Origin of the sequence: Nocardia cyriacigeorgica NBRC 100375 (assembly GCF_000308555.1) — a bacterium.
GTDB lineage: Bacteria > Actinomycetota > Actinomycetes > Mycobacteriales > Mycobacteriaceae > Nocardia > Nocardia cyriacigeorgica.
The window spans coordinates 13,228-32,079 of record NZ_BAFY01000321.1; the positions used below are offsets into that span (position 1 = coordinate 13,228).

The following is an 18,852-nucleotide window of genomic DNA, read 5'->3' on the forward strand; positions in this document are numbered from 1 at the left end:
TCGTGCGCTTATATCGAGGGATGGATCTACAGACGATCGCGGACCGGATCGCCATCGGCGATCTGCTCACCCGCTACGCGCATGCCGTCGACACCAAGGACTGGCAGCTCTACCGCACGGTGTTCACCCCGGACGCCCACATCGACTACACCACCGCGGGCGGGCCGATCGGCGACCTGGACACCGTGGTGTCGCAACTGTCGGTGGCGCTCGAATTGTTCTCCCGCACCCAGCACTTCGTCTCCAATATCGACGTCACGCTCGACGGCGACCAGGCCCGCGTGCGGGCGATGTTCTTCAACCCGATGATCGTCTCGACCGGCAAGCAGTTCTTCTGCGGCGGCTGGTACAACCACGACCTCGTCCGCACCGCCGACGGCTGGCGCAGCAGCCGGCTGGTGGAGGATTCGGCGTGGTTCGAGGGGCTGGAGCAGGCCTTCACCTGATCCGGTCCGGCTCTACACAGCACACCGCTGATTTGTAACGTGTTCTTGTTTTGCCGCGGGTGCCGTGTCAGGCTTGGCCGATGGACCTGGTGGCAGTCGAAGCCATTCGCGCGCTCAAGTACAAGTACTTCCGCACGCTCGATCTGAAGCTGTGGGACGAGTTCGGCGACACCCTCGCCCACGATGTCGAGGGCCGCTACGGCACCCATGCGCTGGGTGAGCCGCTGGTGCTCACCGGGCGCGAGGCCGTCGTCGAATTCCTGCGCGACAACATGGGCACCGGCATCGTCACCACGCACGTGGCCAACCATCCCGAGATCAGCGTGGACGGTGCGGAAGCCACCGGCAGCTGGCTGTTCGAAGACACCGTCATCGCCACCGACTACGGAGTGCTCATCCGCGGGTCCGGCTACTACACCGATCGGTATCGCCGCGACCCCGACGGGGTCTGGCGCATCACCGCCACCGGATACGTCCGCATCTACGAATCCTCCCAATCGCTGGCCGACACGCCCAGTCATCGGCTGCTGTCGAACATGTGGGCCCCCTCGGAGTGAACCGCGCGGTCGGCATCGGCGACGGGACCGAACCGGCCCGCCGGACACAGCCGCTGGTCCACATCACCGCCTGATCGGCGGGCTATTCTCGAGTCAGACCCCGCACGCGGGGGCCCCCTGGTTCGCGAAGAATCGAGGCCGACAATGGCCGACCTGCCGCCGACCCAGCGCAACCGAGCTGCCGGGATCATCGCGGAACTGAATACCGAAGGCTTCGAACAGGCCGAAGAGATCGGGCGGGGCGGCTTCGGTGTGGTGTACCGATGCACCCAACCCGATTTGAACCGGGTCGTCGCGCTCAAGGTCCTCACCTCGGATCTGGCCGCCGAGAATCTGCAACGGTTCCTGCGGGAACAACGCGCGATGGGGCAACTGTCGGGCCATCCGCACATCGTCGACGTCTTCCAGGTCGGCACCACCACCGGCGGCCACCCTTACCTGGTGATGCCCTATCACGCGCACGGCTCACTGGAACGACGCATCCGGGACTCCGGGCCGCTCGACTGGACCGAGGTCGTGGCCCTCGGCGTCAAGATCGCCGGCGCGCTCGAGGCCGCTCATCGAGTCGGCACCCTGCACCGAGATGTGAAGCCGGGCAATATCCTGCTCACCGATTACGGCGAGCCACAGCTGTCGGATTTCGGCATCGCGCGCCCGGCCGGCGACTTCCAGACCGCGGCCGGGATCATCACCGGCTCACCCGCCTTCACCGCACCGGAGATCCTGGAAGGTGAGGCGCCCACCGTCGCCTCCGACATCTACGGCCTCGGCGCCACGCTGTTCTGCGCGTTGACCGGCCATGTGGCCTATGAGCGGCGCGAAGGCGAGCAGGTGCTGGCGCATTTCCTGCGAGTGGCCGCGCAGCCGGTGCCCGACCTCCGCCACCGCGGCGTTCCCGAGGACGTGTCCGCGGCGATCGAGCAGGCCATGGCCCGTCGACCGGCCGAGCGATTCGACTCCGCTGCCGCGCTCGGTGAACACCTGCGCGGCATCCAGCGGCGACACGATCTGCCCGTCGTCGAGCTGCCGCTGCCGCCGGCGTCGCCGCCGCGGATCGCGAGCGCCTCGCATTCCACGCACCTGCGCGGGCGCAGCACCGCTCCCCCGACGCCGACGACCAAGTACCGTCCGCCGACGTCGGCGCGCTCGCCGATCATCCGGAAAAGGCTGTTGGACCGGCTCCGCTCGGGAGCGGGCAAACGGCTGACGCTGATCCACGCACCCAGTGGTTTCGGCAAGACCACGCTGGCCGCGCGCTGGCGCGACGAGCTTTGTGAGGCCGGCGGCGCGGTGGCCTGGCTGACCGTCGACAGCGACGACGACAATGTGGTCTGGTTCCTCGAGCATCTCGTCGAGGCGGTCCGCCTGCCCCGACCCGCCCTGGCCGCGACTCTGGAACACCTGCTCGAGCAATACCCCGACGATCCCACCCGCCATGTCCTCACCGCGCTGATCAACCAGTCGCACGGCGCCGACGACCCGCTGACGCTGGTCCTCGACGACTGGCAGCGAGTCACCGCGCCGGACACGACGGCCGCGCTGCGTTTCCTGCTCGAGCACGGCTGCCATCACTTGCCGCTGGTGATCACCAGCACCGCCACGGCCGACCTGCCGCTGAGTAGGTTGCGGCTGAGCGGGGAGCTGGTCGAGATCGATACCGACGCTTTGCGTTTCGATGCCGATGAGGTGCGGGCGCTGCTGGCCGAGGCGGGCTGCCTGCCGTCGGCACTCGATATCGACGCCCTGACCCACACCACCGACGGGTGGGCGGTCGCGCTCCAGTTGGCGGTGCTGTCGCTGCGCGCCGGAGACGACCCCGCCCAGCTGCTCGCCGCGCTGACCGAGCATGCCGATATCGGCGACTATCTCGCCGAGAACGTCCTCGACGGGCTCGACCAGAGCACAGTCGAGTTCCTCACCACGACCTCCGTCTGCGACCGGCTCTGCGGCGGTCTGGCCACCGCGCTCACCGGTTCCGAGGCAGCGGCGGCGACCCTCGACGACATCGAGCACCGTGGCCTGTTCCTGGAACGGGTGGGACCGGATCGTCAGTGGTATCGCTATCACCAGCTCTTCGCCGGATATCTGCGCCGGCGCCTCGCGCGCGACCGCCCGGCGCGGGAGATCGACGCCCTGCATCTCCGAGCCGCGGCCTGGTTCGCCCGCCACGATCTACTGAACGAGGCCGTCGATCACGCCCTCGCGGCCGGCGATCCCGAGCACGCGGTCGAGCTGGTCGAACAGGGTGCCACCGATCTGCTCGAACACGCCAAGATGACCACGCTGCTCGGCATCCTCGCCAAGCTACCGGCGTCCGCGATCGCGGCCCGGCCGCGGATCCAGCTGTGGATCGCCTGGGTGAATCTGGTGCTGCGCCGCCCGAGCACGCCGGCCGCGGTCGCGCTCGCGCGCTTCACCGCCGCCCTTGACCAGTCGTCGTCGAGCGCGGCCGAGATCGCCGACCTGCGCGCCGAAGCCGCCGTGATCGACAGCGTGGCCGAGGTCTTCAACGATCGTCTCGGCAAGATCGACCGATTGCTGGCCGATGTGCTGGCGCGGCCCGACGACTTCCCCCCCGCGAGTCACCGGCGTAGCGGGCAATATCGATACCTTCGCCTCGATCTACCGTTTCGATTTCGACGCGGCACGGCGGCGGCAGCGCTGGGTGATGCCGTATCACGATGCCACGGGACCGTTCGTGCGCGTGTACGGCCGCTGTGCCAGCGCGATCGCCGCGCGCGAGCAGCTCGACATTCCCGCCGCGTTCGCGTTTTTCGACTCGGCCCTCGAGTTGGCGACCGAGACGATGGGCCCGCGTTCGCATGCGGCCCGGATCGCCGGCGCGCTGCTCAGCGAACTGCGCTACTACAGCGGCGACCTCGACGGCGCGCTGCGACTGCTGCCCGACTACCGCGAATTGGCCGCCGAGGGCGGCGGTCTGGTCGATGTGATGATCGCGACCTATGCCACCGCGGCCCGGATCGAAGCGGCGCACGGCGACCTCGATGCCGCGGTCTTGCGGCTCGCGGAGGGGATGCGCCAGGCCGAGCAGCTGGGGCTGGCGCGTCTGGCGGCCCGGCTGCGCAATGAACGCATCCGGCTGGGGTTCGGCGTCCCGGAGACATCGGCGCGGCAGCTGCTGCGGCCTCGCTCGCTCGACCACGCGGACGGAATAGCCACCATCACCGCCGAATCGGACGAAGATTCCGCGATCCGGTTGTTGCTGCTGCGACACCGCTGCCGCGAAGCCACCGCGCGCGCACGAGCGCTGGCCGCCGCCATCGATCCCGAGCGCCGTCCGCTGGCCGCGCTGGGAGCGACGTTGCTGCTGAGCGCTGTGGTCCGCGCGTCCGGAGACGTCGACGAGGCCGAGCGGCTCCGGGCCCCCGCGGCCGCGCGATGCCTCGAGAGCGGGCTGTCGCGGTTGCTGCTCGACTCGACGACAGTCCTGAGCTGATCACTGCGCGGATCGGCTCGTCTCCTCGATGGCGTCCGGGTACACGGGCAGCTGGTCATCCCATGGCTGTCTGGTCACCATATCGGCCACTCGCACTGTGCCACGCTCGAATTCGCCGGTGGCGGCGTCGACGAGGCGGTAGCGCTGGGTCTGAGTGTGGATGGGCTGGGCGTCGAGCAGCACCACCCGCACTTCGCCCGGTTCGAATCCGCAGCGTTGGTGCAGGGCCTCGATGAGTTGTTCGTTGTGCAGGTGACCGTCGCCGAAGTTCCACCCGAGTGCGGTGGAGCAGATGCGTTCGCCGTCGGTGATCGTGTATTCGGCTTCGTCGTGGCCGGCCATCGCGCGATGGGCCAGGGTGAACAGAGCCCGGCCGTGGGTGTTGAACGTGCGGAACGCATATCCCAGATACAACGGGATCTGGGCGGCTTCCTTGCTGCCGTAGTACCGCTCGAGCTGAGCGGCGGGCATGGCCGCGACGGCGATGATGCCTGCCCGGATCTTCGCCTCGGCCGAGGGTTTGATGCACCACAGGGTGGTGTCCCAGTTCCCGGCGTAGTACCGCATGCCGGGCAGGAACGAGATCTTGGACGGGAACAGGTTGCCGAGGATCACGATGCTCATGAGCACGACGAACACGGCGGCCATCAATGCCGGGGAATCCACCTGCGCCAGACCGAGATCGGCGTGTCCGACGAACAGGGTGAGTATCCCGAAGATCATGAAGACGTTCCATTCCAGCGGCACACCCATCGGGATCGCCACCAGGATCGTCAGGTGGAAACAGATCATCACGATGGCGGCGACGGTGGTGACCCAGCCGCCGTGGCTGAAAAACAGCACCAGCGGCACACCCAGTTCCACGGCCGTTCCGCCGTGGGCCAGGACTCGCGAGGGGCGGCCGGGGCGCAGGTCGTCGGGAAACCGTTCGAAGAACATCCGTTTGACGGCCTTGGGCCGCAGCACCGGATTGTTGGACATCATGGTCGACACCACGAACGGGAAGTGCTTGTTCAGCTTGGAGATCGCCGCGCCGATCCAGATGACGAGGAAGACGATCTTGGCCGCGACGATCATGTCCACGCCACCGAACAGGAACACCACCGTGAACGATCCGTACACCTCGCCGCGAGCGGCGAGGAAGATGACCTTGTCCCGCAGCCCGAGGACGCCGAGTACGGCCAGAATCGCCACGATCTGCCCGGTCGGCAGCACGCCGACGGTGGTGTCGAGTTCCGGGATCGGCCCGGTGCCGTCGGAGAACAACGCGACCAGCAGCAGCACCAGCAGCGTCCCGTACAGCAGTGCGTCGACCGGAGTGCGTGCGGTGCCCGCCGTGAGCGGCACCCGTCCCGGCCACGGTGGCAGCCGAATGGTGCCGGGCCGCAACCAATACAGGATCGAACCCATGGGCGGGAAGAATCGGTTGTTGAGCGGTCCGAAGCCGCAGCCGAGCCCGACCACCTCGAACAGCATGGTGAACAGCACGACCTTTTGGAACACGATGGGTTCGGTCCACCACGAACCGACCTGGGTGAAACCGTCGATCCCGCTGGTACTCAGCACGATCAGCCACGCGGCCAGGCTGTAGAGCGCGATCTTGACGACGTAGAACAGGTGCAGCGCCACCGGCGTACCGAAGCCGACTTCGGCCCAGTGCCTGGCCATCGGCCGGATCTTCTCCGACCTCGTGCCCTTGCTCCATTCGTCGTAATCGACCACCGGGAGGTTGGGACGAAGAAACCCCATCGCACGATCCGTTCCGTCTCCAGAATAAGAACGTGTTCTACTTTAACGCGGAGTACGTCCGGTGTTCGTGGAATCCGGCGCCCATTCGCACCGGGCGCGGCCGACCGTATCCGGGAAGTCCCGACCGGCCTGTTGTCGCGAGGCCCTCATGCGGCGAGCCCTCTCACACTGGAGTTCCAGCCTGAGAGGGCTCGCCGGGTGCGGCCGTGAACCGGTCGGTCAGCCCGTCACCAGCTCCAGCTCCGGGGTGCCGGGCGCCTGCGGTTCGCCGGGTTCGGCGGGCTCCTCCGGCGCACTCGCACGGTGGGGCAGCAGCACCGCAACCACGATCACGATCGCGGCCAGCGCCGCGGAGACACCGAACGCCAGCCGCATGCCGTCCAGGTGCGCGGTGGTCGCGTCGGCGCCCTCGTCGATCAACGCGGTGCTGCGGGTGGACATCACCGTCACCACCAGCGCGGTGCCGAGCGCGGCGGCGACCTGCTGGAGGGTGCCGAGCATGGAACTGCCGTGCGAGTACAGGTGCTGCGGCAGCGCGCCGAGGCCGAGGGTGAAGACCGGGGTGAACACCGCGGCCAGCGACACCATCAGCAGGATATGCAGGCCGAGCAGCTGCCAGTACGGCGTGCTCATCGAGATCTGGGTGAACCCGGCCAGCGACACCGTGACCCCGATCGCCGCGGGAATCACCAGCACCCGTCCGCCGAAGCGGTCGAACAGCCGGCCGATGGTCGGGCCGAGCAGACCCATCGCCATACCGCCGGGCATCACCAGCAGGCCGGTGCTCAGCGGGCTGAGTCCACGCAGGTTCTGTAGATACAGCGGCAGCAGGATCATCGAACCGAGCATGGCCAGGAAGGCGATCGACATGAAGATCAGCGCCTTGGTATAGGTGCCCGACAGCAGGATGCGCAGATCCAGCAGCGGGGTCCCGGTGCGCTGCAGCCGCAGCTGACGCCAGGCGAACACGCCGATCAGCGCGATACCCGCGGCCACGATCAGCGCCGGGGTGGTGACGCTGCCGGTTTCGAAGCGACTCAGCCCGTACACCAGGCTGCCGAAGCCGAGCGCGGCGAACACCACGCTCGACCAATCGATCGCACCGGCCTCCGGCTCACCCACGTTCTCCAGACGCCGCAGCCCCTGCCAGGTGACCAGGCCCGCGATGGGCAGCACCAGCACGAACAGCCAGCGCCAGGAACCGATCTGCAACACCAGACCCGACAGCACCGGACCCATGGCAGGGGCGACCGAAATGGCCAGGGTGACATTGCCCATGACGCGGCCGCGATCACGCTCGGGCACCACCGTCATCAGCGTGGTCATCAGCAGCGGCATCATCACCGCGGTGCCGCCGGCCTGGATGACGCGGCCGATCAGCAGCACCGGGAAGTTCGGTGCGACCGCCGACAGGGCCGTACCCGCGAGGAACACACCCATCGCGATCGCGTAGGCGCGCCGGGTGGTGACTCGTTGCAGGAACCAGCCGGTCACCGGGATGACGGCGGCCATGGTGAGCATGAACGCGGTGGAGACCCACTGCGCGGAGCGTTCGGTGATCTCGAGATCGGTCATCAATCGCGGGATCGCGTTGATCATGATGGTCTCGTTCAGGATCACCACGAACGTCGCGAGCACCAGCAGCCGGATCACCGCCGGAGTCCGCTGCCCTCCTGTCCGGCGTTCGGTCAGTGCGTCGGGCATCGGGGTACCTCCGGTAATCGAGAACGTGGTGACGAGTGGGCGAGGGCAGGTCGTCGTCGACCTCGCGCGCCACACCAGATCAGACGGAGTCCATCGGATCGATTCATCGGTCGCGCGCCGACTCGGCTCGGCGGCACCCCTCGTCGGCGTCGCCGAGCCGGGTCGGGCTCGAAGAACAGCAAACAAGCTAAACCACACTAGAGGTCAAGTCATCCGATTTTTCCCGCGGCTGAGCCGTCGATGACTCGATGGTTCGGTGGCGTGGCTTTCGGTCGCTCAGCGCCGCCATACCGCGCGACGGACCGCACGCGCCGACGATGCTCCGCTCGCGAGGTAGGCAGCGGCCGCGATGATCAGGCCGAGGGCGAACACGACCCATACCGTGTGCCACAGCGGCCGGGTCAGGATGTCGACCACCGCCGCGGCGGCGTCGGGTGAACGGATGGCCGGCCCTCGGTGGTCGAGGTAGTACGCGCGTGCGAGGCGGAGGGCGAGCGCGAGCATCGCCATGACGGCGGCGTAGGTCAGACCGAGCGCGATCGTCGCGCGCAGCCGGAAACCCTTGGGAGCCAGGGTGATTGACGCCACAGCGGTGAGCAGGGCCAGCCAGGGGAGAACCGAGGCCGCCCGGTCGAGGGCGTCGACGGCGCGGCGCGCCGTGGCCAGCTCGGCCGACTGCACCAGCACGAACTGCGCCTCGACCCGGGGAACACGGTCGGCGAACACGAATCCGCGCTCCAGTAGGCGCTCTTTCGCCCGCTCGATGATGGGGGCCACAGACACACTGATCGTCCCGGTGGCGTCGATGTCGAGAGCGCCGGAGCGGGTCTGCCCGGTCAGCACCGCGACCACTTGGCGATGCGCGGCGCGGTTCGTCCCGGCCCACAGATCGTCGAATTCGTCGGACTCGACCAGCGTGGTGACCGTCTCGTGCACGAAGTCCTTCGCCTGATCGGCCAGGACCGGACTCAGGCCCGCGATGGCACGCTCCCGCCGCTCCCCCGTACCGGCCACCTCCGTCAACGCCTGCCCCACGATCGCCTCGATATCGATGCGGGTGACGATCTCGTCGGTGACCCGATCGGCGAGCGCGGCCCGCACCGCCGGATCGGCGGACAGGGGTGCGACGGTCTCCACATATCCGTCGGTGTCCAGCACCGTCGCATGCACGGTGCGTGCCACCACCGAGGCCGCCGCCAGCACACCGGTCAGGACCAGCAGCACGACTACCGCGGTCCAGCGCAGCCGGCGTGGCCACGGGCTGCGGCGACCGGGTGCGCCCTGCTGGTTCCCGGCCTCGGCATTCTCGTCCATGCCACGTCCTCGCTTCACGGATGCACTGGCGACACCGCACCGGTCGTGCTCATTGTGGATGCCTGAGGGTCGCGGCGCGCTCAGGACACCCCGGTCGAGGCCGGCGGAATCCGCTGGGCAGCAGCTTCGGGCGCAAGCGGTGAGGCTGCCGCCGGCCGGCGCGGCCGAGACCCATGCCGACGGCCGTGAGCGCACCCGGTGCACAGCGTCCAGGATTCGCCGGCGAACTCACTCGGCCGGCCTCGTCGTTGACGACCGCGCGGCCGGCTCGGCCGGAATGCCGAGGATGTCGAGGAAGGCGCCCGCTGCCGGGGTGCGGGTGGTCCGGCTCCAGATGACGTACTCCACGCGGGTGGGCGCATCGGTGATCTCGATGGTGACCACACCGCTCAGCTGCGGCACCCACAGCGCGGGCAGCATGGCGATGCACAGGTCCTGGCTCACCAGGCGGGCGATGTACTCGGCGGAGGTGACCTCGAAGGCGACGTCCCGGTCCAGCCCGGCGGCGGCGAAGGCGAGGTCCGATTGGGCCCGGCCGGCGGTGCCGGGTGGCAGGTCGACGAAGACTTCCGACGACAGCCGGTGCAGGTCCACCGATGTCGTGCCGGCGAGCGGATGCTCCGGTGCGACGACGGCGACGAGCCGGTCGCGGGCCAGTTCGTGCGCGGCCACACCCCGGGGACGCGTGGTCGGCGGCAAACCGAGAAAGGCCACGTCGAGCGCACCCTGCTCGACCCGTTCGGCCAGGCCCTCACTCGCACCCACCCGCAGGTTGATCCGCACGTGCGGGTATCGGCTGCGGAATTCCCGTAGCGCTGCGGGCACGTCGACGGCCGCCACCGAGGGGATCAATCCGACGGCGAGCCGGCCGCGGATCTCCCCGACCGCCGCGGCGACCTCCGCCGCCGCCCGTTCGGCGGCCTCCAGGCACTGCCGGGCGGCAGGCAAGAACGCCGCGCCGGCCGGGGTCAGTCGCACCCGGCGGCTGGTGCGGTCGAACAGGCGCGCGCCGAGTTCGCGTTCCAGGCGGGCGATCTGGTGGCTGAGGGCCGATTGCACGACCAGGCAGCGTTCGGCGGCGCGGGTGAAGCTGTTCGTCTCGGCGACGGCCAGCACATACCGCATCTGTTGCAGCTCCATTCATCAATCGTGAATCACGATCGGTGCGGTGACAAACATGTGTTGGATTCATCGTTGTCTAGCGGGTGAGATGGTGAGCATGAGAAGTTCAGCAGCGGAACTGGTTTCCGCCCCACCCGGCACGGCGTCCGGATACGGGAATCTGCCGCTCACCGCGCTGACGGCACTGACCCCGATCACCTGGGGCACCACCTACGTGGTCACCACCGAGCTCCTGCCGCCGGGGCATCCGGTGTTCGCGGGACTGCTGCGCGCGCTGCCCGCGGGCCTGATCGCACTCGCGTTCACTCGGATGCTGCCGCGCGGGATGTGGTGGTGGAAGGCGCTCGCGCTCGGCGTGCTCTATATCGGCGTGCCGTTCCCGCTGCTGTTTCTGTCGGCCGAGCACCTGCCGGGCGGCGTCGCGGCGACTTTGGCGGCCGCCCAACCACTGGCGGTCGCGGTGCTGGCCGTGCCGGTGCTGCGCGAGCGCCTGTCGACGTGGCGGCTGGGGTGGGGGTTGATCGGTGTGCTCGGCGTCGGTCTGGTGGTGATCGGCCCGGATGCCGGGCTCGACGGCGTCGGCGTGGTGGCCGGGGTGGGGAGTGCGGCGTCGATGGCGCTGGCCTTGACGCTCACCAAACGGTGGGGCCGCCCGCCCGAGGCCGGGCCGACGACGTTCGCCGGCTGGCTCCTCACCTCCGGCGGGCTGTTCCTGTTACCGCTGACCTTCCTGCTGGAGGGCGCACCGCCCGCGATCGATACGAACGCGAGCCTCGGCTACCTCTGGATGGGCGTGGTGGGCGGACTGTTCGCCTATGTCGTCTGGTTCCGCGGTATCGCCACTCTGCCGGTCGCTTCGGTGGCCGTGCTGGTGCTGTTGTCCCCGCTGGTGGCGGCGATCCTCGGGGCCGCCCTGCTCGGCCAAACCCTCGGACCGATCCAGCTCACCGGCTTCGCGCTCGCGCTGGCCGCCATCGTCGCGGGCCAGCTGCCCGCACCCGGCCATGCTGTTGCCCCACTGACACCGAAAGGAACATCACGATGAAGATCACCGTCGTCGGCGCCGCCGGAATGGTCGGCTCCCGGGTCGTCGCCGAGGCCGCGCGGCGAGGCCATGACGTCGTCGCCGTCTTCCGCACGCCGCGGCAGGTCACGCTGCCACCCGGCGCGGTGGCCGTCGCCGGTGAGGCGGGTGATAGCGAGCAGATGAGCGGGTTCTTCGCCGGCGCCGACGCCGTCGTGGCGGCGACCCGCCCTGCCCCCGGCCAGGAGCACACCGTCACCGCGACGACGACCGCGCTGCTCGAAGCGGCCAGGACGGCGGATACCCGGATCCTTGTGGTGGGCGGCGCCGCGCCGCTGCGGGTGCCGGGTCATCCGGATCGGATCGTCCTCGACGACACCGGCTACGTGCCCGCCCATATCCGTCCGATCGCCGCCGCCAGCCTCGCCCAACTGGAGGTCTGCCGCGACCATCCCGCGGACTGGACCTACCTGAGCCCGCCCGCACTGCTCGAACCCGGCGCCCGCACCGGCCGGTATCGCCGAGGCACCACGACGCTGCTCACCGACGCCGACGGCAGGTCACAGATCTCGGCCGACGACCTCGCGGCCGCCGTGGTCGACGAGCTCGAAAACCGCGGCGAGGTCAGGCATTTCACCGTCGGCTACTGAGTGCGGGGACCGCGAGTGCTGCGCGCGACCGGCGAGTGGAGGCGCACCGCAACAGGTGGCCGCTACTCGCCGGACAGCATTCGGCGCGGATGGATCACCGCACGACGTGCCGGATCAGAAGCCGCCCGCCACAACGAATCACGTCCGCCCGCTTCTGGTCCGATCATGAGGAGGAATGCCATGCGCACGCTCGCCTATTCGGTGGTCCTGCCCGCTTGTGTGGCGGCGACGGTGCTCATGCCGAGCCCGGCGTCAGCGCACCCGGTGCCGTTCCCCACCACCATCACCCTGCCCGCCGGATTTCAACCCGAAGGGATCGCGATCGGTGCGCTGCCGGTGGCCTACTTCGGATCGCGCGCCGACGGTTCGCTCTATCGCGCCGACCTGACGACCGGACGAGGCACGATATTCAGCCCGGGACCGGGAACCCCGGCGCTGGGATTGGCGCTCGACGCGCGCGGGCGGCTGTTCGTTGCCGGCGGCACCGCGGGCACGGCACGGGTAGTGGATGCTATGAGCGGTGCGGTGCTCGCGACCTACCGGCTCGGCACGGCGTCCGGCACCTTCGTCAACGATGTGGTGCTCACACCGGACGGTGCGTGGTTCACCGATTCCCGGTCACCGGTGCTGTATCACCTGCCGATCGGCCACGACGGTGCGCTTCCGGACCCCGATGCGGTGGTTCGGCTCCCGCTGACCGGTGATATCCGCTACGTGAGCGAGTCGATCAATGCCAACGGCATCGTGCGCACTCCCGATGGCGCGGGATTGCTCATCGTGCAGTCGGTGACCGGGGACCTGTTCCGCGTCGATCCGGCCTCGGGCCGCGCCCAGCGGATCGATCTCGGGTCCGAGTCGCTGCCTGGCGGCGATGGGTTGCTGCGGCACGGCGACACCCTGTTCGTGGTACAGAACCGGATGAACACGGTCGCCGTGGTGACTCTGGTCGCGGATGCCCGCGGGAGGGTCGAGCACCGGATCTCCGATAGTCGCTGGGATGTTCCCACGACCGTCGCCGCTTTCGGCGACCGGCTGTATCTGCCGAACGCGCGGTTCACGACCGCCCCGACGGCTACGACCCCATACACGGCCGTCGCCGTCGACCGGCCCAGGTGAGAACGCGGCCAGGGGTGGTGGGGCGCCGCCCATCGGCCGCGGTGTGCGCCCGTACCCACCGCGACTCCGGTGAGCGGGTCGGTATCCGCCCCCTCGGCTTGCCGACCGGCTCGACGGTTGCCACGGCGCAGACCCATTGCGACACTGGCGTCCGGCACCACGGCAGGCCGCGATGGCTCCACACCGACGATCGCAGGAGTGCGCATGGCAGACACCGGTGACAATGCCGTCCCCGACGCGTGGAAGGCGCTCGGCCCGCTGATGGACCTGGTGACCCCGATGGCGACGCGAGTCGCCGCGACGCTGCGCATCGCCGACTTCGTGGCGGCGGGTCCGCTACCGGTCGAGGAGCTCGCGCAGCGGTCGGATACCGACGCCGACGCCCTCGCCAGGTTGCTGCGGCACCTCGTCTGTCACGGCGTGTTCACCGAGCCGAGCCCGGGGACGTTCGGCGATAACGAGATCGCCGCACTGCTGCGTTCGGAACATCCGTCCCGGATGCGCGGATACCTCGATCTCGACGGATTCTTCGGGCGCATGGATCTGGTGTTCACCGGGCTGCTGCACACCGTGCGCACCGGAGAACCCGCGTGGCAGCAGGTCTTCGGTGCGCCGTTCTGGCACTACCTGCACACCCATCCGGCGATGAGCGCCGCATTCGACGAAGCGATGGCCTCCGGGCGACTCGCCGACGAGGCCGGCGGCTACGACTGGTCCAGCGCCCGCCACATCGTCGATGTGGGCGGCGGCACCGGCACCTTCCTCGCCCATGTGCTCGAGGCACACCCCGAGGCCCGTGGCACCCTGGTCGATCTGCCCGAGACCGTCGAACGCGGTAGGCGATTCCTCGCCGCGCGCGGCCTGGATCGGCGCTGCGCGATCGCCGGGCAGAGCTTCTTCGACCCGCTGCCCACCGGCGGCGACGTCTACGTGCTGTGCCGGGTGATTCACGACTGGGACGACGAGCAGGCCGTCGCCATCCTGCGCCGGTGCGCCGATGCTGCCGGGTCCGACGGACGCGTGGTGATCATCGAAGGCTTCGACTCCACGGGCGATCCGGCCTCGTTCGCCGAGATGGATCTGCGCATGCTGCTCATCTCCGGTGGCCGCGAACGCAGCATCGAGGCCTACACGGCGCTGGCGGCCACTGCCGGACTGACGGTGGCCGGCGTACACCCGACACCGCTCGGTCATCTCGTGATCGACTGCGTGCCCGCCTAGCGATCTACGACTCTGCCGCGAGACCGGCGGGGCGGGCAGGCTCGACTCGGCCGACCGGACAGCGGGGCGCGGCCGCGGCGAACGCATCCTGGTCCGCGGTTTCCCGGCCGGCGTCGGTGATCTCGTACACCGTGCGCTCGGGCCGTGCACCGGTCCGCGCCGTGCCGCCTGGCACCGTCTCCGCACTTCGAGGCGGCCGATCACGTCGTAGAGCGATCCGCCGCACAGCTTCACGACGTCCTCGACATGCCGCTCGCGCAGGGCGCGCGGTGGCCGCTTGTAGCCGCAAAACTGGAACACGTTCTTGCCGGAGCGGAAGGCGTTGGCTAATATTCCGAACACCTGTCCAGACACTCAGAATGTCTGGACGCTCGACTCCGCGCCCCGCCGGTGACGGAGCCCCGCGCCGATCCCCTCGGCGGATCCGAAGGAGTGCACATATGACCGGCTCTGGTTCCCTCGGCGACGCCTTGCGTTTCGGCATCGTGCTGTTCACCAGCGACCGCGGCATCACGCCGGCCGCCGCGGCCAAAGCGGCCGAGGCCACCGGATTCCACTCCTTCTATGTGCCCGAACACACCCACATCCCGGTCAAGCGCGAGGCCGCCCACCCACAGACCGGTGACGAATCGCTGCCCGACGACCGCTATATGCGCACCCTCGATCCGTGGGTAGCCCTGGCCACGGCCGCGGCGGTCACCGAGCGAATCGAATTGTCCACGGCGGTGGCCCTGCCGGTCGAGCACGATCCGATCACCCTGGCCAAGACCATCGCCTCGCTCGATCATCTCTCCGGGGGCCGGGTGGTGCTCGGCGCCGGATTCGGCTGGAACACCGACGAACTCACCGATCATCATGTTCCACCGAACAAGCGGCGCACCGTCCTACGCGAATATCTGGAGGCCATGCGCGCGCTGTGGTCACAGGAGGAAGCCGAATACCACGGCGACTACGTGGATTTCGGTGCCAGCTGGGCCTGGCCGAAACCGGTGCGCGGCTCGGTGCCGGTGCTCATCGGCGCGGCGGGCACCGAACGCACTTTCGGCTGGATCGCCCAGTCGGCCGACGGCTGGATCACCACCCCCGGCGAAACCGATATCTCCGACCGACTCGCCCTGCTGCATAAGATCTGGACCGATTCCGGCCGTCCCGGACATCCGCGCGTGGTGGCCCTCGATATCAAACCGGATGCCGACCGGCTGGCCGAATGGGCCGACTGCGGCGTGACCGATGTCCTGTACGGGCTGCCCGACAAGCCCGAGGCGGACGTCGTGGCCTACCTGGAACGCCTGTCGGACAAGCTGGCCCGGATCGCCGCCCCGGCCGCGAGCTGAGCCCTACTGCTTGGTGGGAAGGCGCAGCGCGTTGACCCACAGCCGAGTCGCGGTGAAGGTCAGCTCGTCCATCGACGCCGCGGCGGGGTCGTCGGCCATGGTGACGAAATGCCCGAACGCGAGCCTGCTGACCATGCCCGACAACGCCCGTGAGGCGAGCAGTGGGTCGAGCTCCGGGTCGGCGAGCCCGCGTCGTTGCAGATCGGCGATGCTGCGGGCATTGCGCTGGATGAACGCGTCGGCGCGGCGCTGCCGCAGTTCGGCGAACTCGGAATCGATGTTCGCGACCTGTTCCAGCAACGCCATCAGCTTGGCGTTGCGCTGGTAGGCCTCGAAATAGGCACGGTTGCTCGCCTCGACGATGGCGGCGGGGTCGTCGTCGACCGGCACGTGCGGCATGCCGGGATGCATCATGTCCTCCTGCGCCACCTCGAGCACCGCCGCGAAGATCTCTTCCTTGCTCGCGAAATAGGTGTAGAAGGTGCCCGAGGAGCAGTTGGCCGCCTGGGTGATATCGATCAGCCGGGTTTCGAGATAACCGTTGCGTTCGAACACCTCCCGCGCCGCCGCGACCAGGGCGGCACGTGTGCGCAGACCACGCTGGGTGGTAGGCAGCTCACGCAGCAGCGAGGAACGCGCCATCGACGGCGCGTCGGCCCCATCGGCTTCGGTGAGCTGCTCTCCCATGCAGCATTTATACCGCTCGACGAGACCGCAGCGGTATTCCGGACCGGTGGCCGGGTCAGCCGCGGTTGTTCATGATGGCGGCGTATACCCGGTAAATGCCCACCAGCGGCACGAGCTCGAGCAGCTGCTTCACCGAGAAATCGCGGCGCAACCGCGCCCAGGTGTCATCGCTGATGAAGTACTCGGTGTCCAGCTCGTCGACCGCGCGCATGAGCGCGGACTGGGCTCGGCTCGCGTCCGCGCCGTCGGGCCCCGCCGCGACCAGGGCCGCCGTCTCCGGATAGGCGGCCGAGCGCATGGTCCATTCACCGATCGGGCCGACCCGCCACAGCATGCGCTGGATGGCCAATTCCCGTTCGGCGGCCGCGAGCTTCATCCGCCGGGCCGCGATCCCGTCGATGCGGCGCACGATCGCGGCCGTCCACGGATGGTTCAGCGCGAACTCCGCGGTGATCTCCGGATCGTGCGGCGCCCAGATGTGCGGACGCGACGGCCGGACGGCGGTGGTGATCTCGGCGGGCGCCGGGGCCAGCGGGCGATCCTTGCGCGGACGGCGCGGTCGGGCGGGCGAACGGCGGGCGGCGCGCGGCTCGAAGTCGAACAACTCCCCCGGCGGGCAGAAATTGTTGACCATCGCCAGCACCTCGTACATCGCGCCGACCGAGTACAGCTCCCGGTACTGGCGCGGCGACAGATGACCCAACAGCCGCTGTTCGGTCGCCTCGGTGATGAGCTGATCCTCGTGCAGTTCGTCGACGGCGGTGAGGATCGCGGCCTGCCGGTCGTTCCACAGCGGCGCCGACGGACCATCCTTGATCGCGACCAGGTAGTCCGCGTCCTTACGCAGCACCTTGGCGGTGAGGACGTGGTTCTCCCATTCGAACCGGCCGCCGCAGTTCCAGCTGCCGCGCAGCGCGATCAGTTCCCAGTCGGCGATCGGCAGGATCGGATGCGCGATGGCCAGCAGGTGAATGTTGTTCACCAGCATGGTCCACGGGCCGAGGATGGTGAGGTGGTGCAGCATCGGCACCACGATCTCGGCGTTGGGCGGGCTGTAGCGCCACGGCAAAGGATTGCGCAGTCGCGCGGTGCCCGGCCGCGACCACCCCAATGCGGTCTGCTCGGTCATCGACGGGCTGCCCTTTCGCTGTCCGGTGCCGTGGGATCGGGGACGTGCTCGGCCGCGGCGATCGCCTCGGCGAGCAGGTCCGCGGTGCTGGTGAGCTGGTCGTCGGTGTGTTCGGAGGTGACGAAGAACCGCAGGCGTTCCTGGCCCGCCGGGACCGCGGGCGCGGAAATATTGCCCGCGTAGATCCCACGTTGCAGCAGTGATGAGGCGACGAATCCGGAGCGGATCTCGCCGGGCACGATCACCGGGCAGATCGGGGTCCCCTGCGAATCACCCATATCGATCCCGCGCTCGGTCAGTAACGCGGTGAACCGCTTGGCATTCGACCACAGCCTGGTCAGCCGTTGCGGCTCGTCATCGAGCACATCGAGGGCTGCCTTGGCGGCGCCGACCGCCGAGGGCGCCGGACCGCCGGTGAGCATCGCGACCCCGGGTGCGGCGGCCTTCATCGCCCCGATGAGGTCGGCGTCGCCCGCGATGAAGCCGCCGACGCTGCCCAGCGCCTTGGACAGGGTGCCCATCCAGATGTCGACGTCCGTGCCTGCCATCGAGTAGTGCTCCCGGATACCGCGTCCACGCGCGCCGAACACACCGAGCGAATGGGCCTCGTCCACCATCACCGCACAGTCGTATTCCCGTGCGATGTCGGCCATCTCGTTCACCAGACCGACAGTGCCGTCCATGCTGTAGTGGCCTTCCACCACCACCAGCGCCCGGTCGAACCCGGCGCGCGACATCCGCAGCACCGACCGCAATGCGTCGGGTCGTTGTGCCGGAAGGTGATCCGGCGACAGCCCGCCCACTGGGTACCGGAGATGACGCTGCCGTGGATCAAGGCGTCGCAGACCGCGACGTCACCGTCACCCATCAAGAACCCGAGCACACCGGCGTTGGTGAGATAGCCACTGGTGGTGATCATGGCGTCGCCGACGCCGTACCAGTGCGCCAGCCGCTGTTCGAGTTCGCCGTAGAGGGCGATCTCACCGGCCAGGATGCGGCTGGCCGAGGCCGAAGCACCGTAGCGGTCGAGCGCGGCCTTGGCTCCGGCGACCACCCGCGGATGGTTGGCCAGCCCCAGGTAGTTGTAGGCGCTGAAGTTCACCAGCTCCCGGTCGCCGACGCGCATGGTGGCGTCGTTGGCGCCGGTGCGCGGCAAGAACAGCGGATTGGGCATGCCGGTCTGCTCGTAGAGTCCGGCGATGGCCGCCCGGCGCGCCACCATGGCCGCCACCTCGGGGTGGTCGGCGAACTGGCGGCCGGGGCCGCGCCGCTTCCGCGGGGCGGAGGCGGCAGTCGTGGCGGCGGGCCGAGCCGGCGCCGCCGCGGGGCGTGCGGCGGCCTG

Annotated in this window: 15 protein-coding genes and 1 pseudogene; 8 read left to right on the forward strand and 8 right to left on the reverse strand. The window is 69.1% G+C overall.

Annotated elements, in window-relative coordinates; genetic code table 11:
• Window positions 1-20 precede the first annotated feature (20 nt).
• From RJ05_RS27250 to RJ05_RS32845, 3 genes and pseudogenes are all read left to right on the forward strand, one after another.
• Window positions 21-446, forward strand: a complete 426-nt coding sequence (locus RJ05_RS27250; protein ID WP_036542506.1) for a nuclear transport factor 2 family protein — start codon at window positions 21-23, stop codon at window positions 444-446.
• 80 nt (window positions 447-526) lie between these two features.
• Window positions 527-1,003, forward strand: coding sequence for a nuclear transport factor 2 family protein (locus RJ05_RS27255; RefSeq protein WP_036542507.1), 477 nt, complete (start codon window positions 527-529; stop codon window positions 1,001-1,003).
• Window positions 1,004-1,147: 144 nt separating this feature from the next.
• A pseudogene (locus RJ05_RS32845) lies at window positions 1,148-4,460 on the forward strand (protein kinase domain-containing protein).
• Here the strand turns inward: RJ05_RS32845 and RJ05_RS27265 are convergent.
• The 4 genes from RJ05_RS27265 to RJ05_RS27280 all read right to left on the reverse strand — a co-directional run bounded on the left by RJ05_RS27265 (window position 4,461) and on the right by RJ05_RS27280 (window position 10,367).
• Entirely contained in the window at window positions 4,461-6,209 is a 1,749-nt protein-coding gene (locus tag RJ05_RS27265; RefSeq protein WP_036542522.1) for a DUF3556 domain-containing protein, read from the reverse strand.
• A 219-nt stretch (window positions 6,210-6,428) separates the two neighbouring features.
• Window positions 6,429-7,913, reverse strand: a complete 1,485-nt coding sequence (locus RJ05_RS27270) for an MDR family MFS transporter (protein WP_036542510.1) — start codon at window positions 7,911-7,913, stop codon at window positions 6,429-6,431.
• Window positions 7,914-8,189: 276 nt separating this feature from the next.
• A complete protein-coding gene (locus RJ05_RS27275) occupies window positions 8,190-9,227 on the reverse strand; it encodes a hypothetical protein (protein WP_051016961.1) in 1,038 nt (345 codons plus the stop codon).
• A gap of 228 nt (window positions 9,228-9,455) precedes the next feature.
• Window positions 9,456-10,367, reverse strand: a complete 912-nt coding sequence (locus RJ05_RS27280) for a LysR family transcriptional regulator (RefSeq protein WP_036542513.1) — start codon at window positions 10,365-10,367, stop codon at window positions 9,456-9,458.
• Window positions 10,368-10,446: 79 nt separating this feature from the next.
• Between RJ05_RS27280 and RJ05_RS27285 the strand changes: the two genes are divergently transcribed.
• From RJ05_RS27285 to RJ05_RS27305, 5 genes are all read left to right on the forward strand, one after another.
• On the forward strand, window positions 10,447-11,394 hold the full coding sequence (locus RJ05_RS27285; protein ID WP_197731508.1) for an EamA family transporter: 948 nt from the start codon (window positions 10,447-10,449) through the stop codon (window positions 11,392-11,394).
• On the forward strand, window positions 11,391-12,023 hold the full coding sequence (locus RJ05_RS27290) for an NAD(P)-dependent oxidoreductase (protein WP_036542516.1): 633 nt from the start codon (window positions 11,391-11,393) through the stop codon (window positions 12,021-12,023). Before RJ05_RS27285 ends, RJ05_RS27290 begins: the two co-directional genes overlap by 4 nt.
• 180 nt (window positions 12,024-12,203) lie before the next feature.
• Window positions 12,204-13,139 carry an SMP-30/gluconolactonase/LRE family protein gene (locus RJ05_RS27295; protein WP_211357614.1) on the forward strand — a complete coding sequence of 312 codons (936 nt, stop codon included), beginning with the start codon at window positions 12,204-12,206 and terminating at the stop codon, window positions 13,137-13,139.
• A gap of 204 nt (window positions 13,140-13,343) precedes the next feature.
• Complete coding sequence (locus RJ05_RS27300) at window positions 13,344-14,360, forward strand: methyltransferase (RefSeq protein ID WP_051016962.1); 1,017 nt, start codon at window positions 13,344-13,346, stop codon at window positions 14,358-14,360.
• A gap of 470 nt (window positions 14,361-14,830) precedes the next feature.
• Window positions 14,831-15,694, forward strand: coding sequence for an LLM class F420-dependent oxidoreductase (locus RJ05_RS27305; protein WP_036542536.1), 864 nt, complete (start codon window positions 14,831-14,833; stop codon window positions 15,692-15,694).
• 3 nt (window positions 15,695-15,697) lie between these two features.
• Here RJ05_RS27305 and RJ05_RS27310 read toward each other — a convergent pair whose 3' ends face one another.
• The 4 genes from RJ05_RS27310 to RJ05_RS32575 all read right to left on the reverse strand — a co-directional run.
• A complete protein-coding gene (locus RJ05_RS27310; protein ID WP_051016963.1) occupies window positions 15,698-16,381 on the reverse strand; it encodes a TetR/AcrR family transcriptional regulator in 684 nt (227 codons plus the stop codon).
• Window positions 16,382-16,436: 55 nt separating this feature from the next.
• The gene (locus RJ05_RS29615; RefSeq protein WP_051016964.1) at window positions 16,437-17,510 is read right to left on the reverse strand and encodes a carboxymuconolactone decarboxylase family protein; all 1,074 of its coding nucleotides are present in this window, start codon (window positions 17,508-17,510) and stop codon (window positions 16,437-16,439) included.
• Window positions 17,507-18,247: an aminotransferase class I/II-fold pyridoxal phosphate-dependent enzyme gene (locus RJ05_RS32570; protein WP_051016965.1), complete on the reverse strand. Its 741-nt coding sequence runs from the start codon at window positions 18,245-18,247 to the stop codon at window positions 17,507-17,509. The genes RJ05_RS29615 and RJ05_RS32570 overlap by 4 nt, the downstream gene beginning before the upstream one ends.
• The coding region (locus RJ05_RS32575) for an aminotransferase class I/II-fold pyridoxal phosphate-dependent enzyme (protein ID WP_255220969.1) at window positions 18,169-18,852 on the reverse strand (684 nt) is incomplete at its 5' end. The genes RJ05_RS32570 and RJ05_RS32575, both read right to left, overlap by 79 nt.